This is a genomic window from Streptomyces sp. NPDC017529 (assembly GCF_044329785.1).
GTDB lineage: Bacteria > Actinomycetota > Actinomycetes > Streptomycetales > Streptomycetaceae > Streptomyces.
Map to the genome: position 1 here is coordinate 46,645 of NZ_JBIRJY010000020.1, position 26,850 is coordinate 73,494.

The following is a 26,850-nucleotide window of genomic DNA, read 5'->3' on the forward strand; positions in this document are numbered from 1 at the left end:
CGGTGGTGCCAGACGCAGCGCGCCGCCGTGCACCTTGGCGGCTGCTGACGCGGCTACCCACGGGTTCCCCCGGCGGGGGTGATGACGCGTACCGGAATCGAAGCCGCCCGCGCTGAGTCCACGACGCGCGTGGGATGGGCCGGGTCCGAAAGGAAGGCAAGGCACAAATCGGGTTTCCGTGCGATCAGTTGTTCCTCCCGGGCCCGCAATGTCTCTGCGTCAGCGCCCGGCAGCATAGAGGTCAGTCCGACGCCGCCGCAGGGCCCGGCGTTGTGTGCCGTCCACTCGGCGACGACGCGGTCGGCCGGGCTGTGTGCGGTGTGCGGTGTGCTCGAAGCACAGTGAATGCCCCGGGCCATAGACCTGCGTAACGTCGTGCCAGGTGTCGAACAGCACGCTTTCGATGATGCGCGGATCGTCCCAGCCCTCGGACGCGGTCACCGCCACGGTCACCGGATACAGGGCGGGGACGGGAATCTCCGTCAGGGCACAGTCCGGATCCAGGAGACGCCGAGCCGCCTCGAGGACCTCCGGGATCAGGGGCCGGAAACGTTCGCGGGCCTCGGCGGAGAGCGCCAGCGTCGACAGCTCCCGGCCCTGGCGGACGACCTGCAGAGGAAGGATCTGCGCGCCAAGGTCTTCGCCGACCAGTTCGGGCCAGTGCTCCTCCAGCACCAACGGGACGGGAACCGCGTAGGGACGGACGACCACGCCGGTGACCTGGTACTGAGGAAGGCACCGGGCGAGCCGCTGCGCCAAAAGGTGCGCGAGCAGTCGTACCTGCGTCGTCCAGGCCCGGCTGTCACATTCGACGTGCAGGCGAAGCTCGGCGTCGAACCCCAGCGGCCGGACCCGCGCTGCGACTTCCTCACCGACCGCCGGTACCCACCAGGCGTCAACGTCAGCGAACCACGCGGGCTGCTCCAGGCTCATACCGGCATTCCCCTCTGCACATCGCCCTTATCCTGGCATCCCCGAGGAACAACCTGGCCGGCGCCCGGGCGGGGCGGCATGTCGTAGACGTTGCCGTGGTGGGCGACCGTGACGGCGGCCAGGCCAGGCATCTCGGCGGCGATCTGCGCCCGCAGCCGGGCGATCTCCTCGGCGTCGGCGGCAGCCTGCAGCGCATCCGCCTCCGGGCGGACCAGGAGGTGGCCGGCGTCCGCGGGCCGTCCGGCACGGCCGTCCCGGGCCGCACGCGGAGCGCCGGCGGCGCGGGCCCGGGCGGCACCGGCCTCGTACACGGCGCAACGCGCCGCGGGCACCGGCGCCGCGGCCGCTGAAGCCCGGACGGCGAGCCAGGCATTGCTGCGCTGGGTCAGCAGGTACTCGGCCGTACGGCGGCGGGCCTCCTCACCGGCCTCCTGGGCGGCCTGCCGGGCCGCTTCGGCGCTGGGGTGAAGGTGGCGGCGCCGCATCTGCGCGGCGTAGGCGCTGCGGGCCTCGGCTTCGGCCTGGGGGCTGCTGGTGCCGAGCAGCAGCAGAGCGGTCGCCCGGAATTCGTGAACCACGGACTGCGCGGTCAGCCGGGCCTGAAGGGCAACCACCTCGTCGGTTCCGCCAGCGGAGGCGAGGCGGGCACAGGCGTCCTGGATACGGGAACGGGCCTCCTGCTCGGCCATGCCGGCCAACGCCGCGGTCATCGCGGGGTCGTCGGGATCACCACAGCCGGCGGCCGCCAGCGCGACGGCCTGCGTGACCAGGGCCTCGGTCTCCTCATCGGCCCAGCACACCCCGCACAGCCCGGCGGAAGCCGGCTCGCCGCACCGGTCGCAGGGCGTCTGGGGCCGCCGCGCTGCCGCTGCCTCCCGCCGGGCACGGACGGCGCGCTCCCGTTCCACCACCGCCAGCTCGCAGTCGTCGCACCGGACGGTGTCGGCGGGCCTGGCCCTCACCGTGCCCTGGCAGCCGCGGCGGGAACACGGCAGCGTCGTCAGGCCGCCGGGCGTGTAGGGCAGGCCGACGGTCAGTGCCCACGACAGGCCGTCACGGCGAAATGCGTAAGGCCGGTCCTCGTCACCGGTGGCCAGCGGCTTCAGACGCTCCCGCAGACGGAACACGATCATTGCGTCGTCCTCACCCCCCGCCAGCAGGCCCCGCACCACACGGTCCAGGCGCTCACGCTGGTAGCTGTTGGACGACGGAATGATGCTGGCGAGCAACTCTGCCACCTGCGGAACACGCCGGCTCAGGGCTGGGCCCAGGCAGGTGAGAAGGGCCGGGTGGGAAGGGGTGGGCTGTTCCGCGCGCAGCGCGCTCCCCCGCACCGAGGGAGACGTGCGCCGAGGCCGAGGGAGATCCGCAGATGGCGGCGGTTCCTCGTGCACGCCCGCGCGCTCCGGCCGACGACCGGACCCACCACGGCCTTCGCCGGAAAACCCACAAGCACCCGCACCATCTCCCCCCTCAACTGCCCCAGAAGCGTGAACTGCGTGAAGGTGTGAGGTATCCGCACGGTCCCGCAAATCCCCCTCCGGGGCCTCCACAGGCTCCGAAACCCCAGCAGCCCCAAGGGATCCACCTTGCCCCGCAGGCCCAAGATCCTCGTGTGACGCATCCGCGCGGTCCCGAATCCCGGCGTTCTCCCCGCCGCACGGCAGTCCGGGGCCCGTACGACGGCCCCGCGCCGTCGCCACCGGCACCACACACACCCGGCCACGGCCGCGCATCCGCGCCACCGTCTCCCTCCGCGACGTCTGCACCAGCCCCGCACCCTCAAGCCGGGCCAGCAGCCGGGCCGCCGCATCGGCAGAACACCCCAGCAGCCGCGCCACGGTCGCCGCCGGACGCCCCCGGCCACCACGCACCGTCCCCGGGCACAGCCGCAGCCAGCCCGACGGGCCCGCCGACAGCACCATCAGCAGCAGCCCGAGCCGGTCCATCGCCGCGCCCTTACCGCACCGCCCGGCCAGCAGCCCCCGCCCCTTCCCGCCCCACCCCGGCGCGAACAAGGCCTCGCACAACGCCAGCAGCACCGCCAGCTCCGAACGCGACAACGCCAGCGGATGCCGCCGCTCCCCCGCCTCCTGCGCCCGCACCAGCGGCACGACCGCGCAGTCCAGCGCCGCATTCCCCGACGCATCCCGCACCTCGTGGTCATTCAGCTTCCCGGCCAGCCGCAGCTCCGGCAGCACCGTGCGCGCCACCTGCTCCCGCGACTGCCCCAGCCACCGGCCCAGCTCCCGCGTCTGGATCACGACACGGTGCCCGCGGCGGGCGTTGGCCTTCGCCACCAGCACCACCGCCCCCAGCCGCGCCCCGTACGACACACCCGCCAGCGCCGGATCATCCACCAGCACCCGCACCGCGGCCAGCAGCCGCTCCCGCGTCGTCTTCGTCAGCAGCAGCGGATTGCCCAGCCCCAGCTCAACGGGCGGGCCCGGCAGCAGGTCCGACGGGCCCGGCACGGCCCGCAGCCGGCGGCGCTGCCCCGGCACCCACCCCACGGCCTCCGCCGCCACGGCACTCACCGGCACACCCCCGCCGCAACGGACAGCCGCACCGACGCCGATGAGATCAGAGCAGGAAAAAAGCAGGTCAAGGTCGTCATCTGCCGACCCTCACCCGGCACGCCTGTGGACAGAGGTCCGCGAGCCGCCGCTCCCGCCCCGCGCATCACCGTCTTGAGAACTGGTCCCGCCTGACGGGAACACCGCGGTACCGGGGCAGTTGCCGGGCCGACTGGCCGAGTTGCCGTCCGCGTGCTTCGACGACACCGCCCACGCCGACGGAACCCGGCTGCGGCCCGTACCGCCGCCGCACGCGGCGCAGCGAAAACCGACCGCACGAGCAGACAAATCAGGCACCGTGCAGGCCGGAGTGGCGCATTACACGCCATCCGGGCATGGGAGAGCTGACAGATGGCAGCACTGTGCTGCATGATGGGGATCGACCTCTTCGTGAGAAGTGGGTACGACAAAGCCCCGCTTCGGTGGGGCAGCTCTGGGGAGAGCACATTGCTCGGAGCGATACCGGCGTGGCAGCCGGGTCGAACCGGGCGCTGGGACGGTCGGCAAACCGGACCAGCAGTACGGGCCGCAGGGTCGGGTGGTGTCGGCAAACACCTACCGGGCAGCGGCCAGGCGGTAGAGGAGGCCCCTCGGCAAGGGGGCCAGGCTCACCGCCTTCGAACGAACTAGGTCATCTCAACCTCCGCAGCAGCGGAGGTGCGCCCGCACCCGGACCGGTGCGGAAGATCAGAAAAGGCACCCAGCGGCCGGAGCGACGCGCGAGACGTCGCTACTACGGCGGCGGGTGCCTTGGTGTGTGCCTGTCGGAGGGTACGGGTACCCTGAACCACGACGTGACCTCCTTCGACTTCAGGTCGCGTGGTGCCCCGCAGCTTGCTCAAGGCTGCGGGGCTCAAGTCTGTATAGGGATTTTCCGAGATCACTCTACCCCTACAGCACACCCCACAGGGAACCCACCGCATACCGTGTCGCCGCGCCCCCATAGGCTCCTGACACACCGACAACTCCACATCCGCCGACGGCTTCACCCCCGCCCCGCGACTACCCACGGCATGATGATCACCATGGACACGCCCGACCAGCCGATCACCAGCTACGCCACGCCCGCCCGGCGCCGCGGGTACGTCCGCGCCATGCACCAGATCGCAGCCGGCCGCAGCCCCGGAATCCCCGTGCGCGTGTACCTCAGCGCGCCCCCCGAATTCCTCACGCGCCCCAGCTGGCAGCACCGCATCGACACCATCCGCGCCGCACTCCCCACCGGCATCGAACTTCTCACCTACCAGGACGCCTTCGACCCGGCTGCGGACTACCACCCGCAGTGGGCCGCTCTCGCCGAGACCCTTGACGGACTCGTCGTCACCGGAACCCGACGCGACAAACGACGCCCCCGCGAGCAGACCCTCGGCCCCATCGCACGCCAGGAACTCATCACCATGGTCAGCGCTGGCCGTCCCGTGCTGCTGCACCGGACGGAGTACGGGCTTGTCCCCGTACTCGACTGCCGGCCCAAACGCATCGGGCAAGAGCCTCACCAGCGGCTGCGCTTCACCATTCCCCGGGGCTGGTCGGCAAGCGAACCCACCCTGCAGGCCGCCCTCACAGCTCTCGATCCGGTCGACTCCACCACCGCCAGGGAGGTGCCGAGGCAAGGCGAACCCAAGCCAGACCACCTTGCTCGCCCCTTCGCCGCAGCGCCTCGTCAGCCGTAGGGCCAGGCCCCCGCCAGGGCGGAAGCACGTCGACGGTCGATACAGTCCGGGAGTGTGTCCCGACTCGCGCTCTTCGACCTGGACGGCACGCTGATCGACCGGCAGGCGGCGTTCAGCGAGGCCGTGACCAACCTCTGCCGTGCGCGCGCTCTCGACCCAGACATCGAGCAGTGGCTGCGCACCGAGATGGCCGTCCGCGCGAACGCCGAAGACTTCGTCCGCCTCCGCACTGTTTTCGGCCTGGAATCCCCCGCCGCGCACCTCTGGCAGGAGTACGCCGCTCTGATCGCAGCCGCTGCCACCTGCCGAACGGATGTCCTTGAGGGGCTGGCCCGGCTGCGCGCTGCCGCGTGGACGATCGGCATCGTGACCAACGGCACCAGCGGCATCCAGCGCGCCAAGCTCACCGCGACCGGTATCGCCGAACTGGTCGACGGCGTGGCCGTCTCCGGTGATATGGAAATGCGCAAGCCGGACCCGCGCCTCTTCGAACTCGCAGCCCGCCGTTGCGGCCGGAGCCTTGCTGACGGCGGCTGGATGATCGGTGACGACCCAGCCGGAGACATCGCTGGCGGCCACCAGGCCGGACTGCGGACCATCTGGCTGCGCGGCCTCCCCTGGCCCGACGGCCTCAAGACCGCACACCACACCGTTGACGACGTCACCGACGCTATCGACATCCTGCTCAACGAACGGGAGTAGCACCGTGGACCAGCCCACCGTCGGCATCCTCAACCCCGGCAGCATGGGCGCCGCCGTCGCCGCCTGCGCCGCGACGCAAGCGGCTGCGGTCCTGTGGTGCGCCGAGGGGCGCAGCCCAGCATCGAAGGCGAGGGCCGAGCAGGCTGGGCTGAAATCGGTGCCCACGCTGCGGGAGCTGCTGGACCGCAGTGGCATTGTCATCAGCCTCTGCCCGCCGGCCGCCGCTGAGGACCTGGCTCGCGATGTCGTCGCGTGCGGATTCGGCGGGGTGTACGTGGAGGCGAACGCTATCAACCCCGAACGGGCCGTGCGGATCGCCGAGCTGCTCGGACCGGACGCGACCGTCGTGGACGGAGGCGTTGTCGGCTCCCCGCCCGCAAACGGCAAGTCGGCGACGCTGTTCCTGTCCGGCCTGCAGCACGCGACCGCCCAGGTCGCTGAGCTCTTCGAGGGCACGGCGCTCCGTACGAAGACGTTGGGCACCGAGGTCGGCAAGGCTTCCGCGCTGAAGCTGTCGTACGCCAGTTTCCAGAAAACATCGCGCGTGCTCGTGGCCCTCTCGACCGGGTTGGCCCGCGAGTACGGCGTCGACCAGGAACTCCTCGAGGTCGCCTCACGGCGCACCGACTCGTACCTTGCCGAGCCCGAGTACATCGCCAAAACCGCAGCACGCGCCTGGCGCTGGGGACCGGAGTTGGAAGAAGCCGCCGATACGCTTGCTGCTGCCGGTCTGCCGCCGGAGATGCTGCGCGCGGCCGCGTCCACGCTGGCACGGTGGCACGACGCCAAGGACAGCGAGCTCACGCTCACCGACGCCCTGGACCGACTCGCCCAGCCGTAGCCCACGCTCATGTATTCGCTGCCCCCGCCCGCTGCGCCAGCAGCTCGTCGATGAGCCGCGCCGCGTCCTGCGGGGCCGCCTTCGTGGTGTCGACGGTCAGGTCCCATGCCGCACCCGGGTGCTTGTCCAAGTCCTCGCGGGTCGCATCCCACGCCACCAGACGCGCCGCGGTGTCGCTGTCGCCGCGTCCCGCCGACCGCTGCTCGGTCACCTCGCGCGAACACCACAGCAGCACCACCGACCAGTCGGCCGGGTAGCCGTCGACCAGCGCGCGGATGCCGTCGACCTGCCCGAGGTGCACCACAGGCACCCCGGCCGCGAACGCCGCGTCGATGCCGGGCCGGTCGATCACGTACGTGTTGCCGTACCGGGAGTTCGCATAGACGACATCGCCCGCAGCCTCCAGCTCGTGCAGCTGCTCCGGTGTACCCATCCGGTAGCCGGTGGCCTTACCCGTCCCCACCTTGAGCCGCGCAAACTGCTCATACCTGGGGTCGAGGTCGCTGAGCGCGGTAGTGACGGTGTCCTTGCCCGACGCCGGCGGGCCATACAGGATCACGCCCTGCTTCGGGTTCACGAGTACATCGCCCCCATCGCCTGCCGAGCCTGATCCGCGAGCGTCACCGCGGTACCCAGCCGGTTGTCCACCACCAGGTGCGGCACCGCCGGGCGCAGCTCCAGGTCGATGGTCGCCATGTACTCGTCCCAGCGCGCCAGCTTCCACGCGTCGCGGGCCGCGGACCGGAATCCGATGTACTCGCGCATCGACTCTTCGTCGCAGCGCACCCACACGGGGAAGACGTCGACCCCCATCGAGCTAGCCCGGTTGGTCAGGCGCTGCATCCAGGCCGGGTCGGTCATCTCGGCAATGAACGGCGCGGTGAGCACGGTGGAGATGCCGCACTTGATGTTGGCCATGGCCGATTGCATCAGGCAGTCGTACTCCACCGGCCGGACCTGCTCGCGGTAGAGGTCGGTGTGCCTGTCGTTTGCGTCGCCGCCCAGGGCGACCAGGAGGCGTTCCACGAGCGGGCGGGTGAGCGGGTCCTTGTCGAGCAGCGGCCAGCCGGTGAGCTGAACGAAGAAGCGGGCGAGCTCGGTCTTACCGCTGCCAGCGAAGCCGCCGACCAGGATGAGCACGGGACGGTGGGGATCGCCTCCGGTGTGCCGGCGCTTCCACGCGTCGATGATCCGCTGCTGCAAGTCGAAGTGATCGGCCTCGTCCGAGCCCGGCGCGATGCGATGAATGGCGCGCTCAACAGCCAAAACGTGCGATCCGTTAAGACGGTCATCCAGCGGCGTGAGCTTGAAAGAGGACTCCTCCCCGGGCAGGGCCGCACGGAATCCCAAGTCGGGTTCGGTGGCCCGGTAGAGGAGGCAGTAGGCCCGCCGGTAGTGGGGGCCGGGGAAGACCTCGCCCTGCTCGTGCTGCCACAGGGTCTGCGGATTCGCGGCGGGGATGCCCTTGAGTTTCGCCTGCTCGGCAACTGCTCGAAGGCGTTCGCCGGCTTTCTCCAGGGTCAGGCCATGAGCCTCCCGCTGCTCCCGGAGACGGTCCGGCCTCCACCCTGCTCGCTGCTTCCCCACCCTCTGCCCCTCCGTCACCATCATGGCCGCGAGCCTAGAGCTCGGGCCTCAAATCCCATGTGTACGTCGATGTTGAAAACCCGTGAACGGAAGTGTGCACGGGCTTCGACAAGCCTCTGTGATGTTCTATCTCCGCTGCTGCCGGTGTGATTGCTCCCACAGACAACGACGCGGTTGGCAGGGGTGCAGATCAGTGGCTGCGGACCACCAGGGCAGATCCGAACTAGTCCAGGGCACCAGCCCTTTCAGCGAGTTCCAGCAGCTCACGGGATGCGTTCGGTCCTGCCACCAGGACCAGCTCTCGGATGGCTGCGCGGGCGGCCTGATGGGTCTGGATGATCTCGGGCGCGATGGCCTCAGCGCGCAACAGGCAGTCGAGAGCCTCACCGCCGTGGCGCCGTTGGGCGTGGGCGCGACCCAGGTCCATCAGCAGCCGGCCTTGGCGTTCGGGCGAAAGCTCAGCGGCGTCGATGGTGAGGCCGATATCCAGCGCCTCACCGGCGTCGCCCAGATCCACAGCGGTGCTGACCGCTTGGATCTCAACGTTGACCGGGCCGAACTCCAGGTTGAAGTCGTTGCGGTTCTCACCGAGCTGCGCGGCGATGGCGCGAGCCCTGGCGATCTCCTCCTTCGCTTCGGTGCGCGCCCCAGCGCGGGCTCGAACGAGCGCCAGGGCCAAGTGGAGGGAGCCCAGGACGGACAAGGACTTCGGCGACTGGCTGGTCTGTCCTTCCAAAGCATTGATCGCGGTCTGGGCAGCGTGTTCGGCCTGTCCGAGGCTTCGCAGACGGACGAATGCCTGCACCATGCGGAACACGCTGGCGCAGACGTGCAGCGGGTCGCCGGACCGCTCGGCTGCGAAGACCGCGCGATCGGCGGCTACCCAGGCGGCGTCTGCTTCGTCCTGGCGTACGAACGCCGCGGACAGGGCCTGGTAGGACCGGGACAGCAGAAGGTTCAGCTCCGCCTGGTGCTCGCCGAGGTCGGTCCGGACGGTGCGCTCCAGGTCGGGGAGCAGCTGCACCGCAAGGGTGCTGACCTGCGCCAGATGACCGGCATGGGTCAAGTCCCAGAGGTCGTCGACGTCGCCCTGCAGAAGGCCGAGGGCCCGCGTCGGCCCGGCGTCGCCCGCGCCCCCGAGCAGGGTCTGAAGCGCGGGGTGGCCGGACAGCAGTCGGCGGGTCTCGTCCAGATCGTTGGAGAGCGATTGAGCGGTGGGTGCTTGTGATGGCCCATCTGCCGGAACGCCGGGGCGCAGCTGCTGGACGGACACGCCCAGCTCGTCCGCGATCTGCTGGAGCGAGTCCATTCGCTGGACCGGCTGCACACCGCGTTCGACCTGGGAGAGCCAGCTGCTGGTCTTCCCGAGCGCTGCTGCGAGCTCGGTTTGTGTGCGTCCGCGTTCCTTCCGGAATCTCTGGACGCGCTGCCCGAAGGCCCGGTCCTGCGGATCGATGTCCTTCCCACTCGGCTTCATGCCTGCTCCGTTCCGGGGCGCTTGCTCAGAGCCTCCAGCTCGTTGAGGAAGGTCACGTCGACGTTGCTCAGGAACTCTTCCCGCGCCGCGAGGAAGTGCCGGGTGTGGGCCTGGTCCTCGTGCGCCAGGAACGCATCGCGGTCGGCGTACAGCTCGTAGAAGACCCTGGTCAGTGGCTCGTCCGTCGGGGTGTGCACGGCGTAGACGAGCGTGTCGGGCTCCGTGCGGATGCCCTCGATGGTCTGCGCAACCAGGTTGTCGAACTGCTGGGCTGCCGAGGTGTCTCGCAGGGTGAAGCGCACCACCAGTGCGTATCCGCTGGCCACGAAGCCTTCCTCTCCACATCGCGTAAGCATGCACACATTCTCACACCTAAAGCTAGAGTGCTAGGTAGCAGTTTTAGTGTTGACTCGCACTTCCAGTAGTGCTACTACTGTTCAAAGTGTTCCGCCCCGCAAGGAAGGGACCGCCAGAAGTCGCTTATTTGGCCTGCCCGAACGCCCCTGACCCGCCTCTGCGTGGGCTCCTAGCAGGGGGGCTCCACCCCATGACACCACCAGCCGCCGCGCCCCTCCCGATCGCGGCCTGACCCTCCCCAGCACCACCCGCCGGGTCTCTGGACCCGGCTCCCCCACCCGGAACCGCCCTGGGCGGCGCCGGATGAGGGAGCCGGAACGTCGGTCCCTTGCAAGAGCACCACCGCAGTAACCGCAGTAGTCGTCCGCCCTTCGGGGCGGCCGGGGTAGCCCTCAGCTCGCTGAGGGCACGTCATCAGGTGAGCTGAGGACGCGAGAGCACCATCGAACTCCCCCGGAGCCTGACGGCCGCGACGACTTGTGTGCACGTCGCAGCGCTGTGCGCTGTCTGTCCTGCGGGACGCCGGCCTCGCGCCGTGCGGCCCGGAGGGCAGAGAGAGCATCGCGACGCGCTCCCTGCCACTCCGCCTCCAAGGAGGTTCGATGTCTGCTTCGACCCTTGAGCGCACCGCCCGGCCCCGCCGGAGCCGGACCCGCTCCCGCACCGTCAACGCCCGCCCGGCGCTCGCCCTCACCACCCTCAAGCCCCACCAGTACGACCTGCGCCCCGCCTGCGCGTCGCTGATCTGCCCCGACTGCGAGACCTGGGTGCCGATCACCGGCCTCCAGACCAAGCGGCCCAAGGTCGTGCCGCACGACACGGGTTTGGCGGGCAAGGCCCCGGCCGTCCGCTGCCGCCTGGGCAGCAACCGCCTGGTCACCGTCGACGTCACGGTCCGGGAGTGGGAGGAGCGTTTGACAGACGGTACCTCGGAGACCGTGCACCGCCGCCGGACCACCGTGCGGCGCAAGCCCAAGGTCACGGTCGCCCCGGCCGTCAGCCAGATCGCCGCGCAGAAGCAGATGCCGGCGACGGACGACGACTCCGGCGACGGTCGGCCCCTGTGGCTGCTGCGCGAGATGAAATGGGCGTCGACCGCGGACGCGGTCCGCGACGCCGACACCCGCCGCGCGCAGCTGCCCGACGGTGAAGCACCGCTGGGCGCGCCGCCGGTGCCGCTCAAGACGCTGCACCCCGAGCGCCGCGCGAGCTGACCCGCTCCGGACGAACGACCAAGGCCCCGGCCGCCCCGCCGAGGGGTGGCCGGGGCCTTGGCTGCTCGTACAGCAGTCAGCTCCCCAATTGGGGAGTGATCGCGACAGCCCTTGGGATTGCGGCCCGACGGGCTGTCCAGGACCTGAATCGGAGGACCTGATGCAGCACAGCATGACACGCACCAGCCCCGCCCCGTCGAACGGCCTCTACGACGAGATGGAGGACGACGACAACCGGCGCGGCCCGGAGCGGGATGAAACCGACGCGTTCCACCGCCTGGTCCGCCACCTGGTGGCCGACGGCGACTGCCGCGCCGCGAAGGCCGGCCGTCGCGCCCGCCGCACCCTCACGGAGATGGGGGCGGTCCGGTGAACGCCGTCACCAGCCTGACCGACGCGGAGCGCGCCGAGCTCTCCCGGAAGAACGCGGAGCAGAACAGGCGATCGGAGAACCACCAGAAATGAGCAGTCAGCCGGTCGATGACCTGTATGCCCGCTACATGAAGGCGTACCGCGCGACCCTGGAGCACACGCAGGGCTGCGCGGCCTGCCAGGCCGGCGAGCGCTGTGCGGACGGGGAGCCGCTCCACCAGCGCTTCGCCCGGCTTCAGGACGCCTACCGCGCCCGCCAGGCGAAACAGCAGCGCTGATCCCCCGGCCCTGCCCGTCGTCCCCGCGCCTCCCGGCCGGGGCCGGCGGAGAGTGCCGGGAGCCCCCGTTCTGGCCCCCGGGTCGTCCCTCTGGGAGGCCCTGTTGACATCCTCCCCTCCCATTAGGGAAGGAACCCCGCCTGCCTGCCGGTTGTGTCTGGCTCAGGCTTCGGATGGGTTCCCCGTTCAACGGACCGTGCCTGGTGTGGGATCTCCACGCTGGGGCTTACCGGCCCTCCGGGGGCGTTTAGCCTCTCCGCCTGCCCGGCGGCGAGGATCACACGCGACGCATTGAGGTCGCGGTCGTGCACAGTCCCGCACCTACCGCATGTCCAGGTCCGGACGCCGAGGGGCTTCTTGCCGTCCACTACCCAGCACACCGAACACGTCTGGGAGGAGGGAAGCCACCGCGAGACAGCACCAACGTGTCGTCCATGCCTTGCAGCTTTCTCCTCCAGCACTCGGCGGAACATCCCCCAACCGGCGTCGTGAACGGACTTCGCGAGGCGGGTGCGCGCGAGGCCGGAAACCGCCAGGTCTTCGAGGTACACCGCTTGGTTCTCGTGGAGCAGCCTCGAAGCGGTCTGGTGGCACCAGTCCTTGCGTGCGTCGGCGACCCGGGCATGAGCCCTGGCCAGTCTGATACGCGCCTTTGCGCGGTTCGCTGAACCTTTCGCCTTCCGGCTGAGCTTCTGCTGTGCTTTGCGTAGCTTCCGCTCGGCACGGCGCAGGAAGCGGGGATTGTCGATCGTTTTACCGTCGGAGAGCACCGCGTAGGTGGACAGCCCAAGGTCGATGCCGACCTCGGTGTCCACTGGCTCCAGAGAAGTCGGTTCGGCCTGGACGACGAAGACGGCGAAGTATCGGCCCGACGCATCCAAGATCACCGTCACACTGGACGGGGCCGAAGGCAGGGGCCGAGACCACCGCACGCGCACATCGCCGACCTTTGCGAGGTTCAGCCGTCCGTTGTTTCGCAGGCGGAACCCATTCTTCGAGAAGCGGACTGCCTGCCGGTTATCGGACCTCTTCTTAAAGGTCGGCAGGCCCATCGGCCTGCCGCGCCGTTTTCCTGACAGTGAGTCGAAGAAGTTCTTATACGCAGCGTCCAGGTCCCTGAGCGAGGACTGGAGCGCGTCCACAGACACCTCCGCAAGCCACGCCCGCTGCGGTGTTCGCTTGCCCTCCGTGATCACTCGCCGGGCAAGCTCGCCTACGGCGATCTTGGACTGGTCCGCTTTCCACGCGGCCTTCCGCAAGGCCAGCGCGTCGTTGTAGACCACCCGGGCACAGCCGAAAGTGCGGGCCAGCGCGATGCGCTGCCCTGGCGTCGGCTCGATCCGGAACGAGTACCGCAGATACACGTGTTCAACGTACCGGTCGCCACTGACAGCGCCGTTCTGCCGCACGTGACCGGCTTTCCCGGTCCGGCTCCGCAGGGAGCGACCCTTTTTCTCCCCACTTGAAAGTGGGACATCCACGAAGGAGATCTGATGAACCGCTCCATCGTACGCACCGCCTACGCGCCCTCCGCCGACCTGCCGGTCAACGCGAACTGGCGCGAGCACGCGGTGTGCAAGGAAGAGGACCCCGACTTGTTCTTCCCCATCGGCAACACCGGTCCGGCCCTGCTGCAGATCGAGGAAGCCAAGGCGGTCTGCCGCCGCTGCCCGGTGATGGAGATCTGCGGCCTGTGGGCGCTGGAGAGCAGTGAGAAGCACGGCGTCTGGGGCGGGATGAGCGAGGACGACCGCCGCCGTATCAAGCGCCGCGCCGCCAGCCAGCGCTCCCGTAACGCTGCCTGACCCGTTCTGGCGGTTGCCTGATCCGCCCGCACCGGCCACCGAGTTCTGGTGGCCGGTGCGGGCGGTGATGGGAGCCGGACAGCCCGGCCGACAGTCGAGGGAGGCCCCATGGCCACGACGATGACCCCGCTCCAGCCTGGTACGGAAGCCGCCGCCCAGGCGTGCGCGTTCGCGATCTTCGGCAGCGACATCCCGCCGGCCGAGCCCGAGGACTACCACGGCAGCTGGCGCACCACCCTCCACGTCATCGCGGAGGAGTGGGTGGGCGAGGGCCGCTGCGCGCGGCACGCCGCCCGTACCGCGACCGTGATCAACGAGCTGGTCGCCACGCAGGAGCTGTTCGGTGTCGGCTCGCCCGAGGCGTGCGCGTGCGGCACCAGGCTCCAGCCGCTCATCGACCGGTGCCGTCACTTCGGCATCACCACCGACGACCTGCGGCGGCACGGCGCACGGCTCCCCACGAGCTGACGCTGTGGCTGCGGCCGCGGCTGCCTGCCGCGGCACCACTTCGCCGGGCTGACCAGCCCACTCCCCACGCTGCGCTGGATCTGCTGGATCTGCGGTCTGCGCGTGGACGACCACCTCACACACTGCTCCATCCAGCACCGACCCCTCCCGCTCGTACACGGCGCGGCCGCCGGCCGCGCCGCTTCGCATCACCGCTCCGAAAGGGCCCTTCCGATGTCGACGGTGACCAGCCTGGCCAGCAAGAAGTGGCACTACGTCCTGACGCTGCAGTTCCCCGCCCCCGGCGGCGGGATCGGCAACAACACGCGGCACGGCACGTTCAACCTGCCGCCGGAGTGGACGCGCGATGACGTGCTGCGGCGGCTCCTGGAGGAAGCCGCCCAGCAGGACCCGATGCTCCGCGGCGCCAACATCCTGTTCTTCGCGTTGGAGCCCAACGGCCTCTGACGGCTGCCTGCCGCGGCACCACATTCCACCGGGCTGACCAGCTGCTCCCCATTCTTCGGCGCGGCCGTCGGCCGCGCTGTTCCCGTACCGCCGATCTGCCCGGCCGTCCGGGCACAGGGGGTTTCTCATGATCTGTTTCATCAGCAAGCGCCGGCACACCGCTCGCCTGCAGGCAGCCCAGGGCCGCCTGGCCCGCATCAAGGGCCAGCGCGACGACGCCGACCGGACCGCCGACGCGCTGGCCGACGACGCCGTGCAGCGGACCGAGCGCATCGAGCAGCAGGCCAGCCGCATCGAGGAGCTGGAGCGCGCCCTGGCCGCCGCCCGGCGCGCGGCCCAGCAGTTCGACACCGACCTGGACCGCGCCACGGTCGAGGTCCGCGAACTGCGCCGCATCCGGTCCCTGCTGGAGGGCGCGCTCGGCCACTACATCGACGCCGACGACCAGCCCGTGCACATCCTGGTGCGCGACAGCCGGCTGCACAGCATCCACCGCTCGAAGGAGGCCGCCGGGCAGGCCGTACGCCAGGCCGACCCCAGCGTGCCGGAACTGATGACGTGGACCTTGCGAGCGGGAGCCGACCAGTCCACCGGCTGGTGGCACGCGGCACGCGCTCTGCCGCCGCTGCCGGACCCGCCGCAGGCCGCGGCGATCGACGCGTACTACCGGGCCCTGGAGGCCCGTCGGCCCGCCGCGCTGCCGTCGGAGTCGGCCGGCGGACACGGCAGCGACGATCCGGGCCAGCGCGTCGCGGCCCGTGACTTCGAGGCCGCGGATCCGGCGGTGCTCGCGCGGTCGCTCCCCACGGCCTGACTTCGCTCCCGCCCGGCGGGAGCGGCACGCAGTTTCGAGCCCGCCCCGCAGCACGCCGCAGACCGGCCGCCCGCCTCCCGGACGGCCGGTCTCTTCGCGCGCCCGCAGCGGGTAGAGCCGGTGCCTGATTCGCAGACAACCGCCCGCACCGGCCGCCGTTTCGGGAACGCCCCCTCGCGTTTCGGGAGCACCGGCCGCCGTTTCGCCCCCACCTGAACGTCCACCTCTCGGAGGCCCCCGTGACGATCACCGAACTGCCGCAGACCGCGGCCCCCGACACCCCCGTTTCGCGCCCGTCGGCCACCGTTTCGGATCCGCCGGAGGCGGCTTCGGAAGCATCCGGAACCGGTTCGCGCCCACAGAAGCGGAAGACGATCAAGCCGAGGCGTGACCGGCTGATGACGGTCCTGTCGCTCGCCGCCGCGATCGGCGGGACGGTGGTCGGCGTCATCGGCTTCGCGATGTCCTACAGCACCCTCGCCAAGGTGGCCTTGGCCTGGGGGTTCAGTGCGGAACTGGCCCCGTGGTTCCCGGTCGGCGTCGACGCGTCGATCATCGCGTTCCTGGCCCTGGACCTGTACCTGATCCGCCGGGACACCCCGTGGCCGCTGCTGCGCCTGGCCGCGCACGCCATGACCGGCGCCACGATCCTGTTCAACGCCTCGTCGCAGGGCCGCATCGGCGACGATCCGGTGAGGGCCGCCTCCCACGGCGTCATGCCGGTGCTGTTCGTCATCGGTGTGGAGGCCGCCCGCCGCCTGGTCATCAAGAAGGCGCAGCTCGAAGCGGGTACGCACGCCGACCGGGTGCCTCTGCACCGCTGGGTGCTCGCCCCGCTGGAGACCCCGCGGTTCTACCGCCGGATGCGGCTGTACGGGGTCACCAGCTACCCGGAGATGATCCGGCGCCAGCAGGACCTGATCGCCTACGAGCAGTGGCTCAAGCGCAAGTACGACGGCGACCTGTCCCGGGCGAGCGAGGACGAACGGCTGCCGATGAAGATGGCCCCCTACGGCTACACCGTCTCCCAAGCTCTTGCGATGCCTGAGCAGCAGGAACGTGCGGCGGAGAAGCGGGCGGAGGAAGCCGAGCGCCGCCGCCTGGACGCCGAGACGCGCCAGGAGCTCGCGCGCCGGCAGGCGGAAGCCGACCGGCTGGAGGCCGAAGGCCGGCTCGAAGCGGTCCGGGCCCGGGTGGCAGGCGAGACCGGCCAGGCCCGCGCACACGCCCGGGCCCAGGTCAGCGCCGCCGAACGGGCCGCTGAGCTGGAGGAGGCGGCGCTGGAGACCGCCGTCCTCGCCGAGGCCGCGGCCCGCACGGCCGAGGCGGAGCGCAAGAAGGCCGAGGAACGCGAGGCCAGGGCCGCCGCGGATGTTCGTGCGGCGGAGCTGGAGCGCCAGGCAGCCGAGAAACGGAAGGCCGCTGCGGAGGCCGACCGGGTCGCCGCGGCCGAGGCTCTGGCGATCGAGACGGCGGAGATCGCGGAGGCCCGGCAGCGTGCCGCCGAAGCCGACGAGCGTGCCGCCGAAACGGAGAGGGCCGCTGCCGAAAAGCGCCGAGCCGCTGCCGAAGCCGACCGGATCGCGGCGGAGGAAGCCGAGCGAGAGGCGATCGCCGACGCCAATGTCCAGGCGGCCCGCAAGCGTGAGGCCGACGCCGAGTACGCCGCTGCCGAAACGCGGCTGGCTGCCGCCGAAGTCGAGCGGCGCGCGGTCGAAGCCGAGGACGCCGCGAAGCTCACCCCGCGCGAACGCGCGGTCCGCAAGGTCGCCCGGATGCTCCTTGCCGCCGGATCGGCCCCGGCGAACGTGCCGCTGCTCGACATCCAGCGCGAGACGGCGGTCTCCCCCGGCACGGCCTCCGAGTACCGCCAGGAGGCGGCCGAGCTGCTCCGTGAGGGCTACCGCCCCGAGAACTGACCCGCCGTCCGCCGAGCTGAAAGGAACTCGTCATGAGCCTCTGGGAGTACGCCATGGGCTGGCTGCTGGTCCTGTGGCTGCTGGCCATGTTGCTGGTCACGCCGATGTTCCTGGCCCACCACCGCACATTGCGCGACCACGGCCCCGGCTGCTGGTGGTGCCACCCGCGCCTGCTGCCGCGCAAGCGGCGCTGACCTGCACGAACCGCTGTTTTGACGGTTCCACCGGCCCCCGAGCTGCTGATGACAACTCGGGGACGCGGTGAAGGCGCCGAAACGCCGACCCCAGCGTTCCACCGAACCGCACCTGTCCGCTAGCAGAAAGGAGCGCGGCATGAAACCCACGACGGCCGGGCCAGCGCCAGCCCCGTCTGGGAGCTTCCCCCGTACGACGACCCCGCCGGCGCCCGCGATGGCACCCCCCGCGGTGATCCCACCAGCCCTGGCGATCTGGGCGCCCGACCCCCCGACCTGGGGCCAGCGACTGATCCCCAAGGCGATCCGGTCCGCGATGGCTGACCTGGGGCTCTGGCAGGAGCCGCGCCCCTTGAAGCCCTCGTACCACCTGGTCCAAGTGATCGAAGTCCTGACCCGCTACGGCTGGTGCCAGTCCTTCGATTTCTCCCCCACCGGACGTATGTGCATCAGGGGTGCCCAGACCTTTCTGGAATCCACCGGGCATGTGACCACGATCGACCGGGGGAAAGCCGTGAATTACCTCCAGACCCAGCTGGCCCGCCAGGGTGTGAACATGCGGGTCTGGGAGTGGAACGACCTTTCCAGCAACACTTTTCGGGGCGTGGAGGCCACGATCTCTGCGGCCTCCGACATGGCGCGTAAGAACGGAGACTGAAATGACACCGGACGAAGAGAGGGCATTCGAAGGAATTCAGGCCGGAATGACCGCCGGAATGGCCTTCGGAAATGGTGCTCCGGACGCTTCGCCGTACGCCGATGAAGGGCCGTACGGCTCCCCGGTCGCAAAGCACAAGAAGGCCGGTCTGACCCGCCGGGGGAAGGTTGCCGTCGCGGTGGCCGGGGTGGCGATCGTCGGCGGCGGAACCATCTGGTTCCAGGTCCATTCGGCGGCCGTCGCGAAGGAGGAGAAGGAGGCCGCCGCTCTCCAGATCCAGATGAAGAAGCTGGAGCTGGAGGAAATGAAGATCCGGAACGAGAAGGCGAGCAGCGACAAGAAGGCCGCGGCAGCCTCCGCCGACAAGGTCCAGGCGGCCGTCGACAAGTGCGTGAAGGATTCTTCCGGCCTGATCGGCAAGGGGCTTGGGGCGCCCTCGAGGAGCGACGTCGTGGCGGACTGCAAGCGGCAGTACGAGGCGGCCACCGCCGGGCCCGGCATGGAGGCCGCCGGCAGCGCCCGGGACGCCGGTAACGGCGGGATCAGCTCCCCCGCCCTGCTGGGTCTCGTCGCTGGCGGCGGCCTGGCCGTCGCGGTGTTCGCACGCAAGGGCAAGAAGACCGACGCGTAGTAACGCGCCGTAGTCGAGGTGGTTACTCCTTACCTACTCCCGATCGCCTGAACGGCGAAAAGGCGCCCCTGGGGGCGCCCTGGCCGCTCTTCCGGCGTGGGAAGTAGGTAAGGAGTAACCACCCTAAGTAACGGTCGAGGGAGTCCATGAGGCACGACAGGACGCTGGTGGTACACGAGGAAGGGGAGTAAGAGATGGCGACCGATGCGGTGCCCCCGGTCCCCGGGGGACCACCCGATCCGCCCGCTTCGCCGGCCGCCAGCACCGCGCCCGCGCTGGCTGGAGACGCTGGCATCATGGCTGCCCTGATGGCCGCGGTGGAGCCGGCCCGACCGGTCGCCGCGACCGGGGCCGGGGCCAGGCCGGACGGTGACGATCCGGCCGCGAAGGCGGACCCCGACGGAGTGGTGGACCGCTCCTCCCCGGGCGTCACCAGCGAGTCGTTCAAGGCGCCGGAGGACCTGACCGGGGCGGGCTCCGACGCGGCCGGCACCCGGTACAAGGAGGGCGTACTCAAAACGCTGATCCGGGCGGGCGCGACCCGTTGGGCAAAGGGTGGCGGGACAGCGAACAAGCGGCTGGACCTGGAGAAAGCCAGGGCCAGCGCGCACCAGGTGAAAGAGACCCGGACCACGACGGTCATGAAATCGCCTGGGCTTCCCACCCGAAACGGCTCCGGAGGGGCCGGTGGAGGGGGTCGCAATTCCGGCGGAAATGGCGGCGGGAATTCAGGCCGAAATTCCACCGGGAACGGCTCCGCGGGCACCGGACGCGGAGGAAGCGGCGGGACTACTGGAGGCGGCGGGCGCGGCTCGTCCGGCTCGAATGGGAGCGGCGGATCCGGCGGCGGGCGCGGCACCAGCGGAAACGGTGGCGGAGGTTCGTCGAAGGACACCAGCCCCAAGAGCGCGAAGGACTCCGGGGGCAAGGGAAAGGACGGCTCCTCGGGGAACGCGGGGTCTGGCGGAAAGGCTGGCAAGGACGGAAAGCCCGGTGCCTCCGGAAGTGGCGGCGGATCGACGTCGGGCGGTTCGTCCGGCGGTAGTTCCGGCAGCTCGAAGGACAAGGCCGACAAGGGCAACGGCGCGAAGGCCGACCTGACGAAGGGCGGTGGCAGCGGCCGGGGCCCGGGCGGTTCCTCCGGAAGCGGCGGCGGGCCCGGGGCGAGCGGCGGCGCCGGCAAGAACGACAAGAACAGCAAGGTCGGCAAGCACGGTGGCGGCGGTCACGGGTCGAACGGGACCGATACCCGGACCCCGCTCCAGCGTTCGCGGGAGACGGGCCACGGCGACGGCTCCGCGGTCCGAAACGTGATCGACCACGTGCAGGCATACGCGAAGGGCGCCAAGGACGGATACCAGGACAAGAAGGAGGAGAACGCCAAGGAGCACACCCGGCTGGACAAGGCGCACACCGCCCGCAAGGCGAAGCAGCAGGACCCGAAGAAGGACAACCCGAAGGGGACGACGGTCACCGGGCCCAGCGGCCAGACGCTCGTCATCGCCCCGCCGGACGAAGGAGACGACGGAGTGAGCACGGACGTGAAGCCCCTCCTGGTCAAGGAGATCGACGCGAACACGCTGACCCTGGGAACGCAGGGGGCCCGCGGGTCGATCAGCCGGAAGGAACTCCGCAACTTCAAGCAGTACGAACGCAAGCTGGAGGCCAAGGAGGACCACCTGATCAAGGTGGCTGATGCGTGCAAGTCGCTGGAGGCCGCCGCGGAGGATGAGGCGAAGGACTGCCAGCAGCTTGCCGAGCAGGCGAAGGCCGTCGAAGGCGGGGAGAAGCTGGCCGCGAGGCTGACGCAGCTGGCCGACCATGCGAAGGCCCAGGCGGCGGAGGCCGCCGAACTCCACAAGCGTGCGCAGCGGGCGGCGGAGATGTGCAAGGTCGTCCTGACCAACATCGGGACCAGGTACGCGCCGCTGTACAAGGCTGTGGTGGACAGCGACGAGACGAAGCCGGCCGAGCTCCGCTTCTACAACGACAAGGGCTCTTACGCGCCCGCCGCGTAGGAGAAGACGGGAGACCTGATCATGGCGGAGCTGACGTACAAGGCCCTTGTCCGAAGGACCCAGAACAAGGAGAAGGCCCTGGCCCGCAACGCGGAGGGCGTCAAACAGGCCGCGGAGAACATCAAGGAACTGGCCGACGACACCGCCTGCGACGCGGACGCGCTGGGAGCCAAGAGCGTGGACCGCGACTCCCTGGCGGAGTGCCAGGAGCTGGCGAAAATCATCCGCGGGGTCTCGGAGGGCGCGATCACCTACGCGTCGAAGACGGCCGACACCGCGAAGGCCGCGAAGGCGGCCGGCGACCAGGCCCGCACCACCCACGCCGGGTTCCAGGAGGCTTTCGACCGCTCCGATGTGGCGGACCTGGAGAAGGTGTCGCGCGACTGGTTCGAGCAGGAATAGCACCACCACACCACCGGCGCGGCCGGCCCGGGGACCGCGTACTCCCGGGCTGGCCGCGCCTTTGCGGATCACCCCAGGATTCAGGATCCAGACAGGAGTTTTCCCCCGATGTCCACCAGCACCACGACCGTGCCGAACGCGGAGCCGGCGGAGCGCGCCGCCGCGGCGCTCCAGATCGCCCTCCCCGTCGGGGTGGGCATCCTGGCCCCTTACCTGGACCCGAACGCGGCGGCCTACGCCGGGGCCGGCTTCCTGGCCGGAGCGACGTTCGCCGGCGCCAACTACATGAACCGCCTGGGCCGCTGGGCGAACCAGCTCCCCGGGATCGACATCGCGCGGGCGCACCGCGACACCATGGGGATCTCCACGATCACCACCGGGATGGGCCTGGCCCTGGGCCGGCTGGGCGGAGCCGAGGCGTCCGATGTGCTGATGGCCGGCTTCCTCGAGCCGACCACCGTTGCCGGGATCCTGTCGCTGGGCTGGTGGGCCGCGGTCGGCTTCACCGGCTGGCGCCTGCGCCGCGTCTTCGGCCGACGGAAGATCGAGGTGGAGCAGGCGACACAGGCCGCCCCGGCCAACACCGGTGACCCCGGCCCGGTATCCCTGGCCGACAAGATGATTGCGGCCTGGGGGCGCGTGATCAGCGATCCGAAGAGCGGACGGCACAAGAACCAGGTCCTGTCCGACGTCGTGATCTACGCCGACCGCTGGGAGGGCCGGATCACCGCGGCACTCGGCGACTCCGTCAACGTGGCGAAGGAGACCGTCTCCTCCCTCTTCGGCCGCCCCACAGAGGACATCGACATGAAGGTGGGCGCGCACTCCGGAGAGGTCTTCATCACCGTCTGGTACACCCAGCGCGCGGAGCTGGACCCTTCCACCCTCCAGGGCGCCTGGAAGCGCGTGCGGGCGCGGGTCCTGCCGAAAACGCACCTGGAGGAGGTCGGCGAGGACGTGAACACCGGCGGCCAGGTGGCGCGCGTCGTGGCCGACGACGACCTGGACGCGCTCCCCCGCGTCGTCAACGTCGGGGAGCTGGCCGGGGCGCTGCGCCGTTCCATCGACCTCGTCTCCTACGAGCCGGGACGGCGCGACCCGCGGCGCGCGATCATCCGCGTCATGGACCACAACCCGCTGGAGGCCGGCCACGACTTCCAGGGCCTGGACTCCTTGGTGGCCACCCCGGGCGGGTGGGTCAACATCGGGAAGATCGTGAGTGGCTTCCCCGCGAAGATCCAGCTGTTCGACCGGAAGCTGGGCGCCCTCCACGTCGTGATCGCCGGTACCACCGGCTCCGGCAAGGGCGGCACAGGCCAGATGATCAGCCTGGCGTACCACGCCAACAAGATGGCCCAGATCTACGGTGACCCCAAGGGCGCCAGCAACCCCGCGATCCCGAAGATGGCCGCCTACAGCGGCCTGACGCAGTACGGCGCCCTGGGCGCCATGCGGATCTCGTGGTGGGTCCTGCAGCACCGGATCGACGAGGCCGCCCGCCTGGACCTGAAGAACTTCGAGCCGTCCGCGATGCGGCCGTACTGCGCCACGCTCCTGGACGAGGCCGCTCAGATGCTGGCCCCGGGCGCACCGAACCGCAAGGAGGCCGTAAAGATCGTCAAGGACGGCGCCTCCCTGACCCGTTCCATGGGTATGCCGTGGGTCCTGATCAACCAGACCGTGAACCTGGACCAGCTGGGTTCAGAGCAGGCGATCCGCGCCAACCTCCTGGCCGGCGGCACCTGGATCATCCTGCGCACCGACAGCGACCAGGTGAACCTGGGCGATCTGCCCCCCGGATTCGAGGGGATCGACCCCTCCCTGATCCCGCCGGTGTGGGTGGAAGAGGACGACGCGCTGGTGTACGACCCGACCATGGCGGAGTCGGACCCGCGCCGCACCTTCGGCCTGGGCTACGTCGCGGCACCGGGCGGGCGCGCGGGCATGATGCGCATCGACACTCTGGAGGACGCCACCCCCCACATCCGGCCAGAGAACATCCTGGCGCCGGTCGACGTGCCCTGGTGGGGCGACCAGGCGCGCATGGAGGAGCTGGCCATGACGCCTATCCCCGGTTTCGAGGAGAAGGACGGCGAAGGCGGAACCGGCGAGGCGGGGACCTCCTTCGCCGGCATCGACCTCCCGAAGGCGAAGGACCGGACGTCGGAGGAGAAGGTCCTGGCCGCCCTCCGTGACGAGTCCGACCCCATGTACGTGGACATGGTCGACGAGGGCGACGAGATCGACCCCGACGACATCGACTACGTGGAACGGGGCCAGCTGCAGGCCGCCTGCCAGGTCGCGGAGTCGACCTTCGCGAACGTGCTGAACAAGCTGGAAAAGGCAGGAAAGATCCACCGGATCAAGGAAGGGAAAACCTCAAAGGTGGCCCTGGGCGCCCGGCCGGAGAACATCGGCGAAGAGGCCGCCTGACCGCTGCCACACCACGGCGCGCTTCCCACACGGGAGGCGCGCCGTTCCAGTCCGGCGCCCCGCTCGTCCAGCACCACCACCGAGCACGACGTGTTCTCCACCGCCTGGCAGCACACCCACCCCGCCTCCGGGGCGGGCGAGGACCGGACAGGCCGCCCGGCCGCACGCCTCACCCTTTGCGCCCCGTCGACGGTCCTTCCGCTGGCGGGGCGCAGCGCTGCCCGCCATCAACCCTGTTGGAGGACGCCCCGTGCTCATCCCCCGCCCGCGCCGCCGCATCGGCCATCCCCGCCCCACCATCCCCGGCCCCGCTACCCGCTGCCCCAGCGCCGACTCCCCGGCACCTGGAGCAGGTGATGGCCGACCAGAACCAGGACCCGGTCGACGTCGACCCGTACGACCCCGGCGACGGCTCCCTACCGGTCTTCCGGTGGAAGCAGGCCGGGCGCATGAACCTCGCGACCCGCCGCCAGCTAAGTGGAGTCCGTGCGGGTTCGTGGAGGGACCGCGAGGGCAGCTGATTCGCAGTTCAGCAGGTCAACGAGGTGTTCCCCTCCTGAAGCTGCCTGCGGGGGAATCTGCCAGTCACTCCTGGAGGGCGGCTGTCAGCCTCCCTCGAATCCGCCCGATGCGGCAGCCGTCACGCCGCGCGCTACTTCTGTTCGCCGGCGAACGTACGCCCCGAGGGCGTGACCGCGGTAGAGCTCAGGACTTCGGGCGGTGACGGTTCTCCGCCTTCGTCAGCAGCCCCAGGACCTTCCGTTCTTCCCAGTGAGCGCGCCAGCGTGCGGCCTGGTCCCGATCGGCTAGCCTCCCGATGCCGTGCTCGGCCGTCCTGGTCAGCGGGATGCTGTCCCATCCGCCTTCGTTTGCGGCGAACTCCTCGGCGATCTCCTGGAACGACGGACCGCGGAAGTAGCTCACGTCCGTATCGGCGCGTTGCAGCGACACCCCGGACTCATCGGAGGTGAAACTCCCCTCGTCGATGCGCGACTCGAAGTAGGCGGTCACGAGATCGGCGACCTCGTCTCGCAAGATGTTGCAGACCTGCTGATCAAGGGACGTGGGAGTCAGGCACTCCGGGTAGGAGAATGCCTCTGTACTGCCGTCCGTCCGGATCAGCTCGAACCGTCGCCCGGTGCCCCTCATCGGCGCGGCGACGCGGAAGCCAGCCACACCTACTCCAATCTTCATCGCCGCGTTGGGGTGCATATCGAGAAGATCCCGGAGGAGCGCGACGTCATCGGGATCGGTCACCTCGCTTCCCGTGGCGTACCTGTCCCGCACCCCCTCCACGGCGGTGCGGGCCGCCGCCTTCGACGGGTACCAACGGTGATCAATCCAAAACTCAGCCATGTGATCCTCCGGTCAACGGGCAGCCGACGCCGCTCGTCGGCCTGTCGCCAAGCACGCGGTCGGCACTAGCCGCCGCAGGCGCGCCCTCCCAAATATGAACCCCTGATTCGGCCGTCCGCGAGCGCATGCGCCTGGTGTCTCGGACAGCAACCCGCTTGTCATAAGCCGCTTTCGCAGACATCGATGGGCGAGTTCAGCAAAGCCTTCGTCCGAGATTCCGCGAACCCGCCTGCTTTGCGGGAGGTGGGCCAGGAGCCCGTCGCACGCATCGAATGCCGCGGCGGCCGGCGCCTCGCATGGCTGTACCGGATCGACCTGGCGAAGCCGAAGTTCCCGATGACGCTCGCGAAGGAAGCCGCGCTCGACAAGGCGACGGCTGCGCGCCAGACATGCCCTGGCCCGTGCGGACGGCGCTATTTCCACCGCCAATACGCTCAAACCCTTGGGGACCTGCTTGGAGTGCTACAACGGCACGCTCGCCGACCCCACCACCTACATCACTCCCCCGGCGTCCTGTACGCCATCGGCGGCGCCCGGCACCCGCTCCCGGTGGATCTGTGCGTCCTCGGTGCCATCGGCTCCGTGACCTACGTCTACGTACGCCAACTCGTCCTCCGGCCCGCCGCCCACGCAGAGGACACCCACAACCATCACTGACCAGGAAGAAGCGGCATGAAATACCACTACGTCCTGACCATCGAGATCACCGAGCTGGGTTCCTGCACCGCCGACGACGTCATCGAGGTTCACCCGGACTTCACCCGAAGCGAGATCTACAAGCATGTTGTCCAGCGGACCACACAGCGGATGTTGGACGCGGCACAGTACCGGCCCGACCGAGTCGCCCCGATCACCCGGTTTTGGAGCCTAGAGCCAGAAATGGTTGGGGTTCAGCCTGCCCAACCCCACCTCTAAGCCCACTTATCACCCCGTCCAACACCTATCCCAGGAGAAACCATGTCCGAGTCCCACGAGATCATCCGCTACACCGCCGACATCTTGTGTTATCCGCGGCCGTCATTTCCTGGCCATTGACCGAGACTGGGACCCCTACGAGGGCTACCTCGCCCTCCCCGGCGGCCACGTAGACCGGGGCGAAACCGCGCCGATGGCAGCCGTGCGAGAACTGGCGGAAGAGACCGGCGTGCACGTCGCCAAGGACGACCTGACCCTGATTGACATCTACGAAGACCCCGACCGCGACCCCCGCGGCCGCTACGTCAGCGCCGCATTCGTCGTCACCGTGCCCAAGGACACCACCCCCCCGAGCCGGAGACGACGCCCGCGCCGTGCACTGGATGCCGCTGGACCTGGACGACACCACCACCCTCGCCTTCGACCACAACCGCATTCTGGCCGACGGCCGGCGCCACCTGGCAGCCGCCGGATACGCCCGCCAGTCGCCGCCGAGACGGACACCGGCCGATGCCCTGCCGCTCACCCCAGCGACCCCAGTCGCTGTGACGGCCCCCTCGCCGTCACCGTCACAGACAGCTCCACCGCAGGCGCCGGGGTAGATGGCTGCGAGCGGCACGCCGCCCGAATGCTCGCCAGCCTGGCCGCCGGCCACGTCTACACCCTTCCCGACGCCCCCCCGCGGCGCCGCCGACCGCGTACGCACCACAGCCGCCACCCTGCCGCCGTACGCCTGGCGCCAGCCGCTCAACCGCTGACATGACCAGCCGCATCGTCGTA

Annotated in this window: 29 protein-coding genes; 21 read left to right on the forward strand and 8 right to left on the reverse strand. The window is 70.1% G+C overall.

What is annotated here, in order from left to right; genetic code table 11:
- Positions 1-219: 219 nt before the first annotated feature.
- Complete coding sequence (locus tag ACH4K4_RS32490) at positions 220-933, reverse strand: DciA family protein (RefSeq protein ID WP_398172309.1); 714 nt, start codon at positions 931-933, stop codon at positions 220-222.
- Entirely contained in the window at positions 930-3,470 is a 2,541-nt protein-coding gene (locus tag ACH4K4_RS32495) for a hypothetical protein (protein ID WP_398172311.1), read from the reverse strand. Before ACH4K4_RS32495 ends, ACH4K4_RS32490 begins: the two co-directional genes overlap by 4 nt.
- A gap of 1,052 nt (positions 3,471-4,522) precedes the next feature.
- Between ACH4K4_RS32495 and ACH4K4_RS32500 the strand changes: the two genes are divergently transcribed.
- Genes ACH4K4_RS32500 through ACH4K4_RS32510 form a run of 3 tightly spaced genes read left to right on the forward strand, consistent with a single transcriptional unit; the run spans position 4,523 to position 6,725 of the window.
- A complete protein-coding gene (locus ACH4K4_RS32500; protein WP_398172313.1) occupies positions 4,523-5,182 on the forward strand; it encodes a hypothetical protein in 660 nt (219 codons plus the stop codon).
- 54 nt (positions 5,183-5,236) lie between these two features.
- The gene (locus tag ACH4K4_RS32505; RefSeq protein ID WP_398172315.1) at positions 5,237-5,884 is read left to right on the forward strand and encodes an HAD family hydrolase; all 648 of its coding nucleotides are present in this window, start codon (positions 5,237-5,239) and stop codon (positions 5,882-5,884) included.
- A gap of 4 nt (positions 5,885-5,888) precedes the next feature.
- Positions 5,889-6,725, forward strand: coding sequence for a DUF1932 domain-containing protein (locus ACH4K4_RS32510; protein WP_398172317.1), 837 nt, complete (start codon positions 5,889-5,891; stop codon positions 6,723-6,725).
- Positions 6,726-6,732: 7 nt separating this feature from the next.
- On the opposite strand, the gene ACH4K4_RS32515 is transcribed toward ACH4K4_RS32510, so the two are convergent.
- The 4 genes from ACH4K4_RS32515 to ACH4K4_RS32530 all read right to left on the reverse strand — a co-directional run bounded on the left by ACH4K4_RS32515 (position 6,733) and on the right by ACH4K4_RS32530 (position 10,115).
- Entirely contained in the window at positions 6,733-7,302 is a 570-nt protein-coding gene (locus ACH4K4_RS32515) for a guanylate kinase (protein WP_398172319.1), read from the reverse strand.
- Positions 7,299-8,336 carry an AAA family ATPase gene (locus ACH4K4_RS32520; protein ID WP_398172321.1) on the reverse strand — a complete coding sequence of 346 codons (1,038 nt, stop codon included), beginning with the start codon at positions 8,334-8,336 and terminating at the stop codon, positions 7,299-7,301. The genes ACH4K4_RS32515 and ACH4K4_RS32520 overlap by 4 nt, the downstream gene beginning before the upstream one ends.
- 199 nt (positions 8,337-8,535) lie before the next feature.
- On the reverse strand, positions 8,536-9,789 hold the full coding sequence (locus tag ACH4K4_RS32525) for a helix-turn-helix domain-containing protein (protein WP_398172323.1): 1,254 nt from the start codon (positions 9,787-9,789) through the stop codon (positions 8,536-8,538).
- Positions 9,786-10,115 (reverse strand): putative quinol monooxygenase, encoded by a 330-nt coding sequence (locus ACH4K4_RS32530; RefSeq protein WP_398172325.1) that lies wholly within the window; start codon positions 10,113-10,115, stop codon positions 9,786-9,788. Before ACH4K4_RS32530 ends, ACH4K4_RS32525 begins: the two co-directional genes overlap by 4 nt.
- A 633-nt stretch (positions 10,116-10,748) precedes the next feature.
- Between ACH4K4_RS32530 and ACH4K4_RS32535 the strand changes: the two genes are divergently transcribed.
- The 3 genes from ACH4K4_RS32535 (at position 10,749) to ACH4K4_RS32545 (ending at position 12,010) form a co-directional block, all read left to right on the forward strand.
- Positions 10,749-11,360, forward strand: a complete 612-nt coding sequence (locus ACH4K4_RS32535) for a hypothetical protein (protein WP_398172327.1) — start codon at positions 10,749-10,751, stop codon at positions 11,358-11,360.
- Positions 11,361-11,532: 172 nt separating this feature from the next.
- The gene (locus ACH4K4_RS32540; RefSeq protein WP_398172329.1) at positions 11,533-11,733 is read left to right on the forward strand and encodes a hypothetical protein; all 201 of its coding nucleotides are present in this window, start codon (positions 11,533-11,535) and stop codon (positions 11,731-11,733) included.
- An 88-nt stretch (positions 11,734-11,821) separates the two neighbouring features.
- On the forward strand, positions 11,822-12,010 hold the full coding sequence (locus ACH4K4_RS32545; protein ID WP_398172331.1) for a hypothetical protein: 189 nt from the start codon (positions 11,822-11,824) through the stop codon (positions 12,008-12,010).
- Between the two features lie 122 nt (positions 12,011-12,132).
- Here the strand turns inward: ACH4K4_RS32545 and ACH4K4_RS32550 are convergent, their stop codons facing one another.
- Positions 12,133-13,419 carry an RNA-guided endonuclease InsQ/TnpB family protein gene (locus tag ACH4K4_RS32550; protein ID WP_398172333.1) on the reverse strand — a complete coding sequence of 429 codons (1,287 nt, stop codon included), beginning with the start codon at positions 13,417-13,419 and terminating at the stop codon, positions 12,133-12,135.
- An 84-nt stretch (positions 13,420-13,503) separates the two neighbouring features.
- On the opposite strand from ACH4K4_RS32550, the gene ACH4K4_RS32555 reads away from it, so the two are divergent.
- The 12 genes from ACH4K4_RS32555 to ACH4K4_RS32610 all read left to right on the forward strand — a co-directional run bounded on the left by ACH4K4_RS32555 (position 13,504) and on the right by ACH4K4_RS32610 (position 24,320).
- The gene (locus ACH4K4_RS32555; RefSeq protein ID WP_398172335.1) at positions 13,504-13,815 is read left to right on the forward strand and encodes a WhiB family transcriptional regulator; all 312 of its coding nucleotides are present in this window, start codon (positions 13,504-13,506) and stop codon (positions 13,813-13,815) included.
- A 108-nt stretch (positions 13,816-13,923) separates the two neighbouring features.
- Positions 13,924-14,283, forward strand: coding sequence for a hypothetical protein (locus ACH4K4_RS32560; protein ID WP_398172337.1), 360 nt, complete (start codon positions 13,924-13,926; stop codon positions 14,281-14,283).
- A 213-nt stretch (positions 14,284-14,496) separates the two neighbouring features.
- Positions 14,497-14,730: a hypothetical protein gene (locus ACH4K4_RS32565; RefSeq protein WP_398172339.1), complete on the forward strand. Its 234-nt coding sequence runs from the start codon at positions 14,497-14,499 to the stop codon at positions 14,728-14,730.
- A gap of 127 nt (positions 14,731-14,857) precedes the next feature.
- Positions 14,858-15,544 (forward strand): hypothetical protein, encoded by a 687-nt coding sequence (locus ACH4K4_RS32570; protein ID WP_398172341.1) that lies wholly within the window; start codon positions 14,858-14,860, stop codon positions 15,542-15,544.
- A 239-nt stretch (positions 15,545-15,783) separates the two neighbouring features.
- A complete protein-coding gene (locus ACH4K4_RS32575; RefSeq protein WP_398172343.1) occupies positions 15,784-17,463 on the forward strand; it encodes a DUF2637 domain-containing protein in 1,680 nt (559 codons plus the stop codon).
- A gap of 32 nt (positions 17,464-17,495) precedes the next feature.
- Positions 17,496-17,657: a hypothetical protein gene (locus tag ACH4K4_RS32580; RefSeq protein WP_398172345.1), complete on the forward strand. Its 162-nt coding sequence runs from the start codon at positions 17,496-17,498 to the stop codon at positions 17,655-17,657.
- Positions 17,658-17,973: 316 nt separating this feature from the next.
- Positions 17,974-18,315, forward strand: a complete 342-nt coding sequence (locus tag ACH4K4_RS32585) for a hypothetical protein (RefSeq protein WP_398172347.1) — start codon at positions 17,974-17,976, stop codon at positions 18,313-18,315.
- Between the two features lie 46 nt (positions 18,316-18,361).
- Positions 18,362-18,946 carry a hypothetical protein gene (locus tag ACH4K4_RS32590; protein ID WP_398172349.1) on the forward strand — a complete coding sequence of 195 codons (585 nt, stop codon included), beginning with the start codon at positions 18,362-18,364 and terminating at the stop codon, positions 18,944-18,946.
- 296 nt (positions 18,947-19,242) lie between these two features.
- Entirely contained in the window at positions 19,243-20,964 is a 1,722-nt protein-coding gene (locus ACH4K4_RS32595) for a hypothetical protein (RefSeq protein ID WP_398172351.1), read from the forward strand.
- A gap of 21 nt (positions 20,965-20,985) precedes the next feature.
- Entirely contained in the window at positions 20,986-21,366 is a 381-nt protein-coding gene (locus ACH4K4_RS32600) for a hypothetical protein (protein WP_398172353.1), read from the forward strand.
- A 108-nt stretch (positions 21,367-21,474) separates the two neighbouring features.
- On the forward strand, positions 21,475-23,799 hold the full coding sequence (locus tag ACH4K4_RS32605) for a hypothetical protein (RefSeq protein WP_398172355.1): 2,325 nt from the start codon (positions 21,475-21,477) through the stop codon (positions 23,797-23,799).
- A gap of 356 nt (positions 23,800-24,155) precedes the next feature.
- Positions 24,156-24,320, forward strand: coding sequence for a hypothetical protein (locus ACH4K4_RS32610; RefSeq protein ID WP_398172357.1), 165 nt, complete (start codon positions 24,156-24,158; stop codon positions 24,318-24,320).
- Between the two features lie 184 nt (positions 24,321-24,504).
- Here the strand turns inward: ACH4K4_RS32610 and ACH4K4_RS32615 are convergent, their stop codons facing one another.
- Entirely contained in the window at positions 24,505-25,155 is a 651-nt protein-coding gene (locus tag ACH4K4_RS32615) for a DCL family protein (RefSeq protein WP_398172359.1), read from the reverse strand.
- Between the two features lie 183 nt (positions 25,156-25,338).
- Here ACH4K4_RS32615 and ACH4K4_RS32620 point away from each other — a divergent pair, with 183 nt between their 5' ends.
- Genes ACH4K4_RS32620 through ACH4K4_RS32630 form a run of 3 tightly spaced genes read left to right on the forward strand, consistent with a single transcriptional unit; the run spans position 25,339 to position 26,833 of the window.
- Entirely contained in the window at positions 25,339-25,812 is a 474-nt protein-coding gene (locus ACH4K4_RS32620) for a hypothetical protein (protein ID WP_398172361.1), read from the forward strand.
- 15 nt (positions 25,813-25,827) lie between these two features.
- Entirely contained in the window at positions 25,828-26,070 is a 243-nt protein-coding gene (locus ACH4K4_RS32625; RefSeq protein ID WP_398172363.1) for a hypothetical protein, read from the forward strand.
- The gene (locus ACH4K4_RS32630) at positions 26,039-26,833 is read left to right on the forward strand and encodes an NUDIX domain-containing protein (RefSeq protein ID WP_398172365.1); all 795 of its coding nucleotides are present in this window, start codon (positions 26,039-26,041) and stop codon (positions 26,831-26,833) included. Before ACH4K4_RS32625 ends, ACH4K4_RS32630 begins: the two co-directional genes overlap by 32 nt.
- Positions 26,834-26,850: the final 17 nt, after the last annotated feature.

What these genes read in the sequence shown, in the direction of transcription:
- ACH4K4_RS32580 (WP_398172345.1), top strand. Translation starts at nt 17,496, where the DNA reads ATGAGCCTCTGGGAGTACGCCATGGGCTGGCTGCTGGTCCTGTGGCTG.
- ACH4K4_RS32610 (WP_398172357.1), top strand. Translation starts at nt 24,156, where the DNA reads ATGGCCGACCAGAACCAGGACCCGGTCGACGTCGACCCGTACGACCCC.
- ACH4K4_RS32490 (WP_398172309.1), bottom strand. Translation starts at nt 933, where the DNA reads ATGAGCCTGGAGCAGCCCGCGTGGTTCGCTGACGTTGACGCCTGGTGG.
- ACH4K4_RS32595 (WP_398172351.1), top strand. Translation starts at nt 19,243, where the DNA reads ATGGCTGCCCTGATGGCCGCGGTGGAGCCGGCCCGACCGGTCGCCGCG.
- ACH4K4_RS32555 (WP_398172335.1), top strand. Translation starts at nt 13,504, where the DNA reads ATGAACCGCTCCATCGTACGCACCGCCTACGCGCCCTCCGCCGACCTG.
- ACH4K4_RS32535 (WP_398172327.1), top strand. Translation starts at nt 10,749, where the DNA reads ATGTCTGCTTCGACCCTTGAGCGCACCGCCCGGCCCCGCCGGAGCCGG.
- ACH4K4_RS32500 (WP_398172313.1), top strand. Translation starts at nt 4,523, where the DNA reads ATGATGATCACCATGGACACGCCCGACCAGCCGATCACCAGCTACGCC.
- ACH4K4_RS32520 (WP_398172321.1), bottom strand. Translation starts at nt 8,336, where the DNA reads ATGATGGTGACGGAGGGGCAGAGGGTGGGGAAGCAGCGAGCAGGGTGG.
- ACH4K4_RS32565 (WP_398172339.1), top strand. Translation starts at nt 14,497, where the DNA reads ATGTCGACGGTGACCAGCCTGGCCAGCAAGAAGTGGCACTACGTCCTG.
- ACH4K4_RS32600 (WP_398172353.1), top strand. Translation starts at nt 20,986, where the DNA reads ATGGCGGAGCTGACGTACAAGGCCCTTGTCCGAAGGACCCAGAACAAG.
- ACH4K4_RS32560 (WP_398172337.1), top strand. Translation starts at nt 13,924, where the DNA reads ATGGCCACGACGATGACCCCGCTCCAGCCTGGTACGGAAGCCGCCGCC.
- ACH4K4_RS32625 (WP_398172363.1), top strand. Translation starts at nt 25,828, where the DNA reads ATGAAATACCACTACGTCCTGACCATCGAGATCACCGAGCTGGGTTCC.
- ACH4K4_RS32620 (WP_398172361.1), top strand. Translation starts at nt 25,339, where the DNA reads ATGGGCGAGTTCAGCAAAGCCTTCGTCCGAGATTCCGCGAACCCGCCT.
- ACH4K4_RS32545 (WP_398172331.1), top strand. Translation starts at nt 11,822, where the DNA reads ATGAGCAGTCAGCCGGTCGATGACCTGTATGCCCGCTACATGAAGGCG.
- ACH4K4_RS32525 (WP_398172323.1), bottom strand. Translation starts at nt 9,789, where the DNA reads ATGAAGCCGAGTGGGAAGGACATCGATCCGCAGGACCGGGCCTTCGGG.
- ACH4K4_RS32590 (WP_398172349.1), top strand. Translation starts at nt 18,362, where the DNA reads ATGACCGCCGGAATGGCCTTCGGAAATGGTGCTCCGGACGCTTCGCCG.
- ACH4K4_RS32615 (WP_398172359.1), bottom strand. Translation starts at nt 25,155, where the DNA reads ATGGCTGAGTTTTGGATTGATCACCGTTGGTACCCGTCGAAGGCGGCG.
- ACH4K4_RS32570 (WP_398172341.1), top strand. Translation starts at nt 14,858, where the DNA reads ATGATCTGTTTCATCAGCAAGCGCCGGCACACCGCTCGCCTGCAGGCA.
- ACH4K4_RS32585 (WP_398172347.1), top strand. Translation starts at nt 17,974, where the DNA reads ATGGCTGACCTGGGGCTCTGGCAGGAGCCGCGCCCCTTGAAGCCCTCG.
- ACH4K4_RS32605 (WP_398172355.1), top strand. Translation starts at nt 21,475, where the DNA reads ATGTCCACCAGCACCACGACCGTGCCGAACGCGGAGCCGGCGGAGCGC.
- ACH4K4_RS32540 (WP_398172329.1), top strand. Translation starts at nt 11,533, where the DNA reads ATGACACGCACCAGCCCCGCCCCGTCGAACGGCCTCTACGACGAGATG.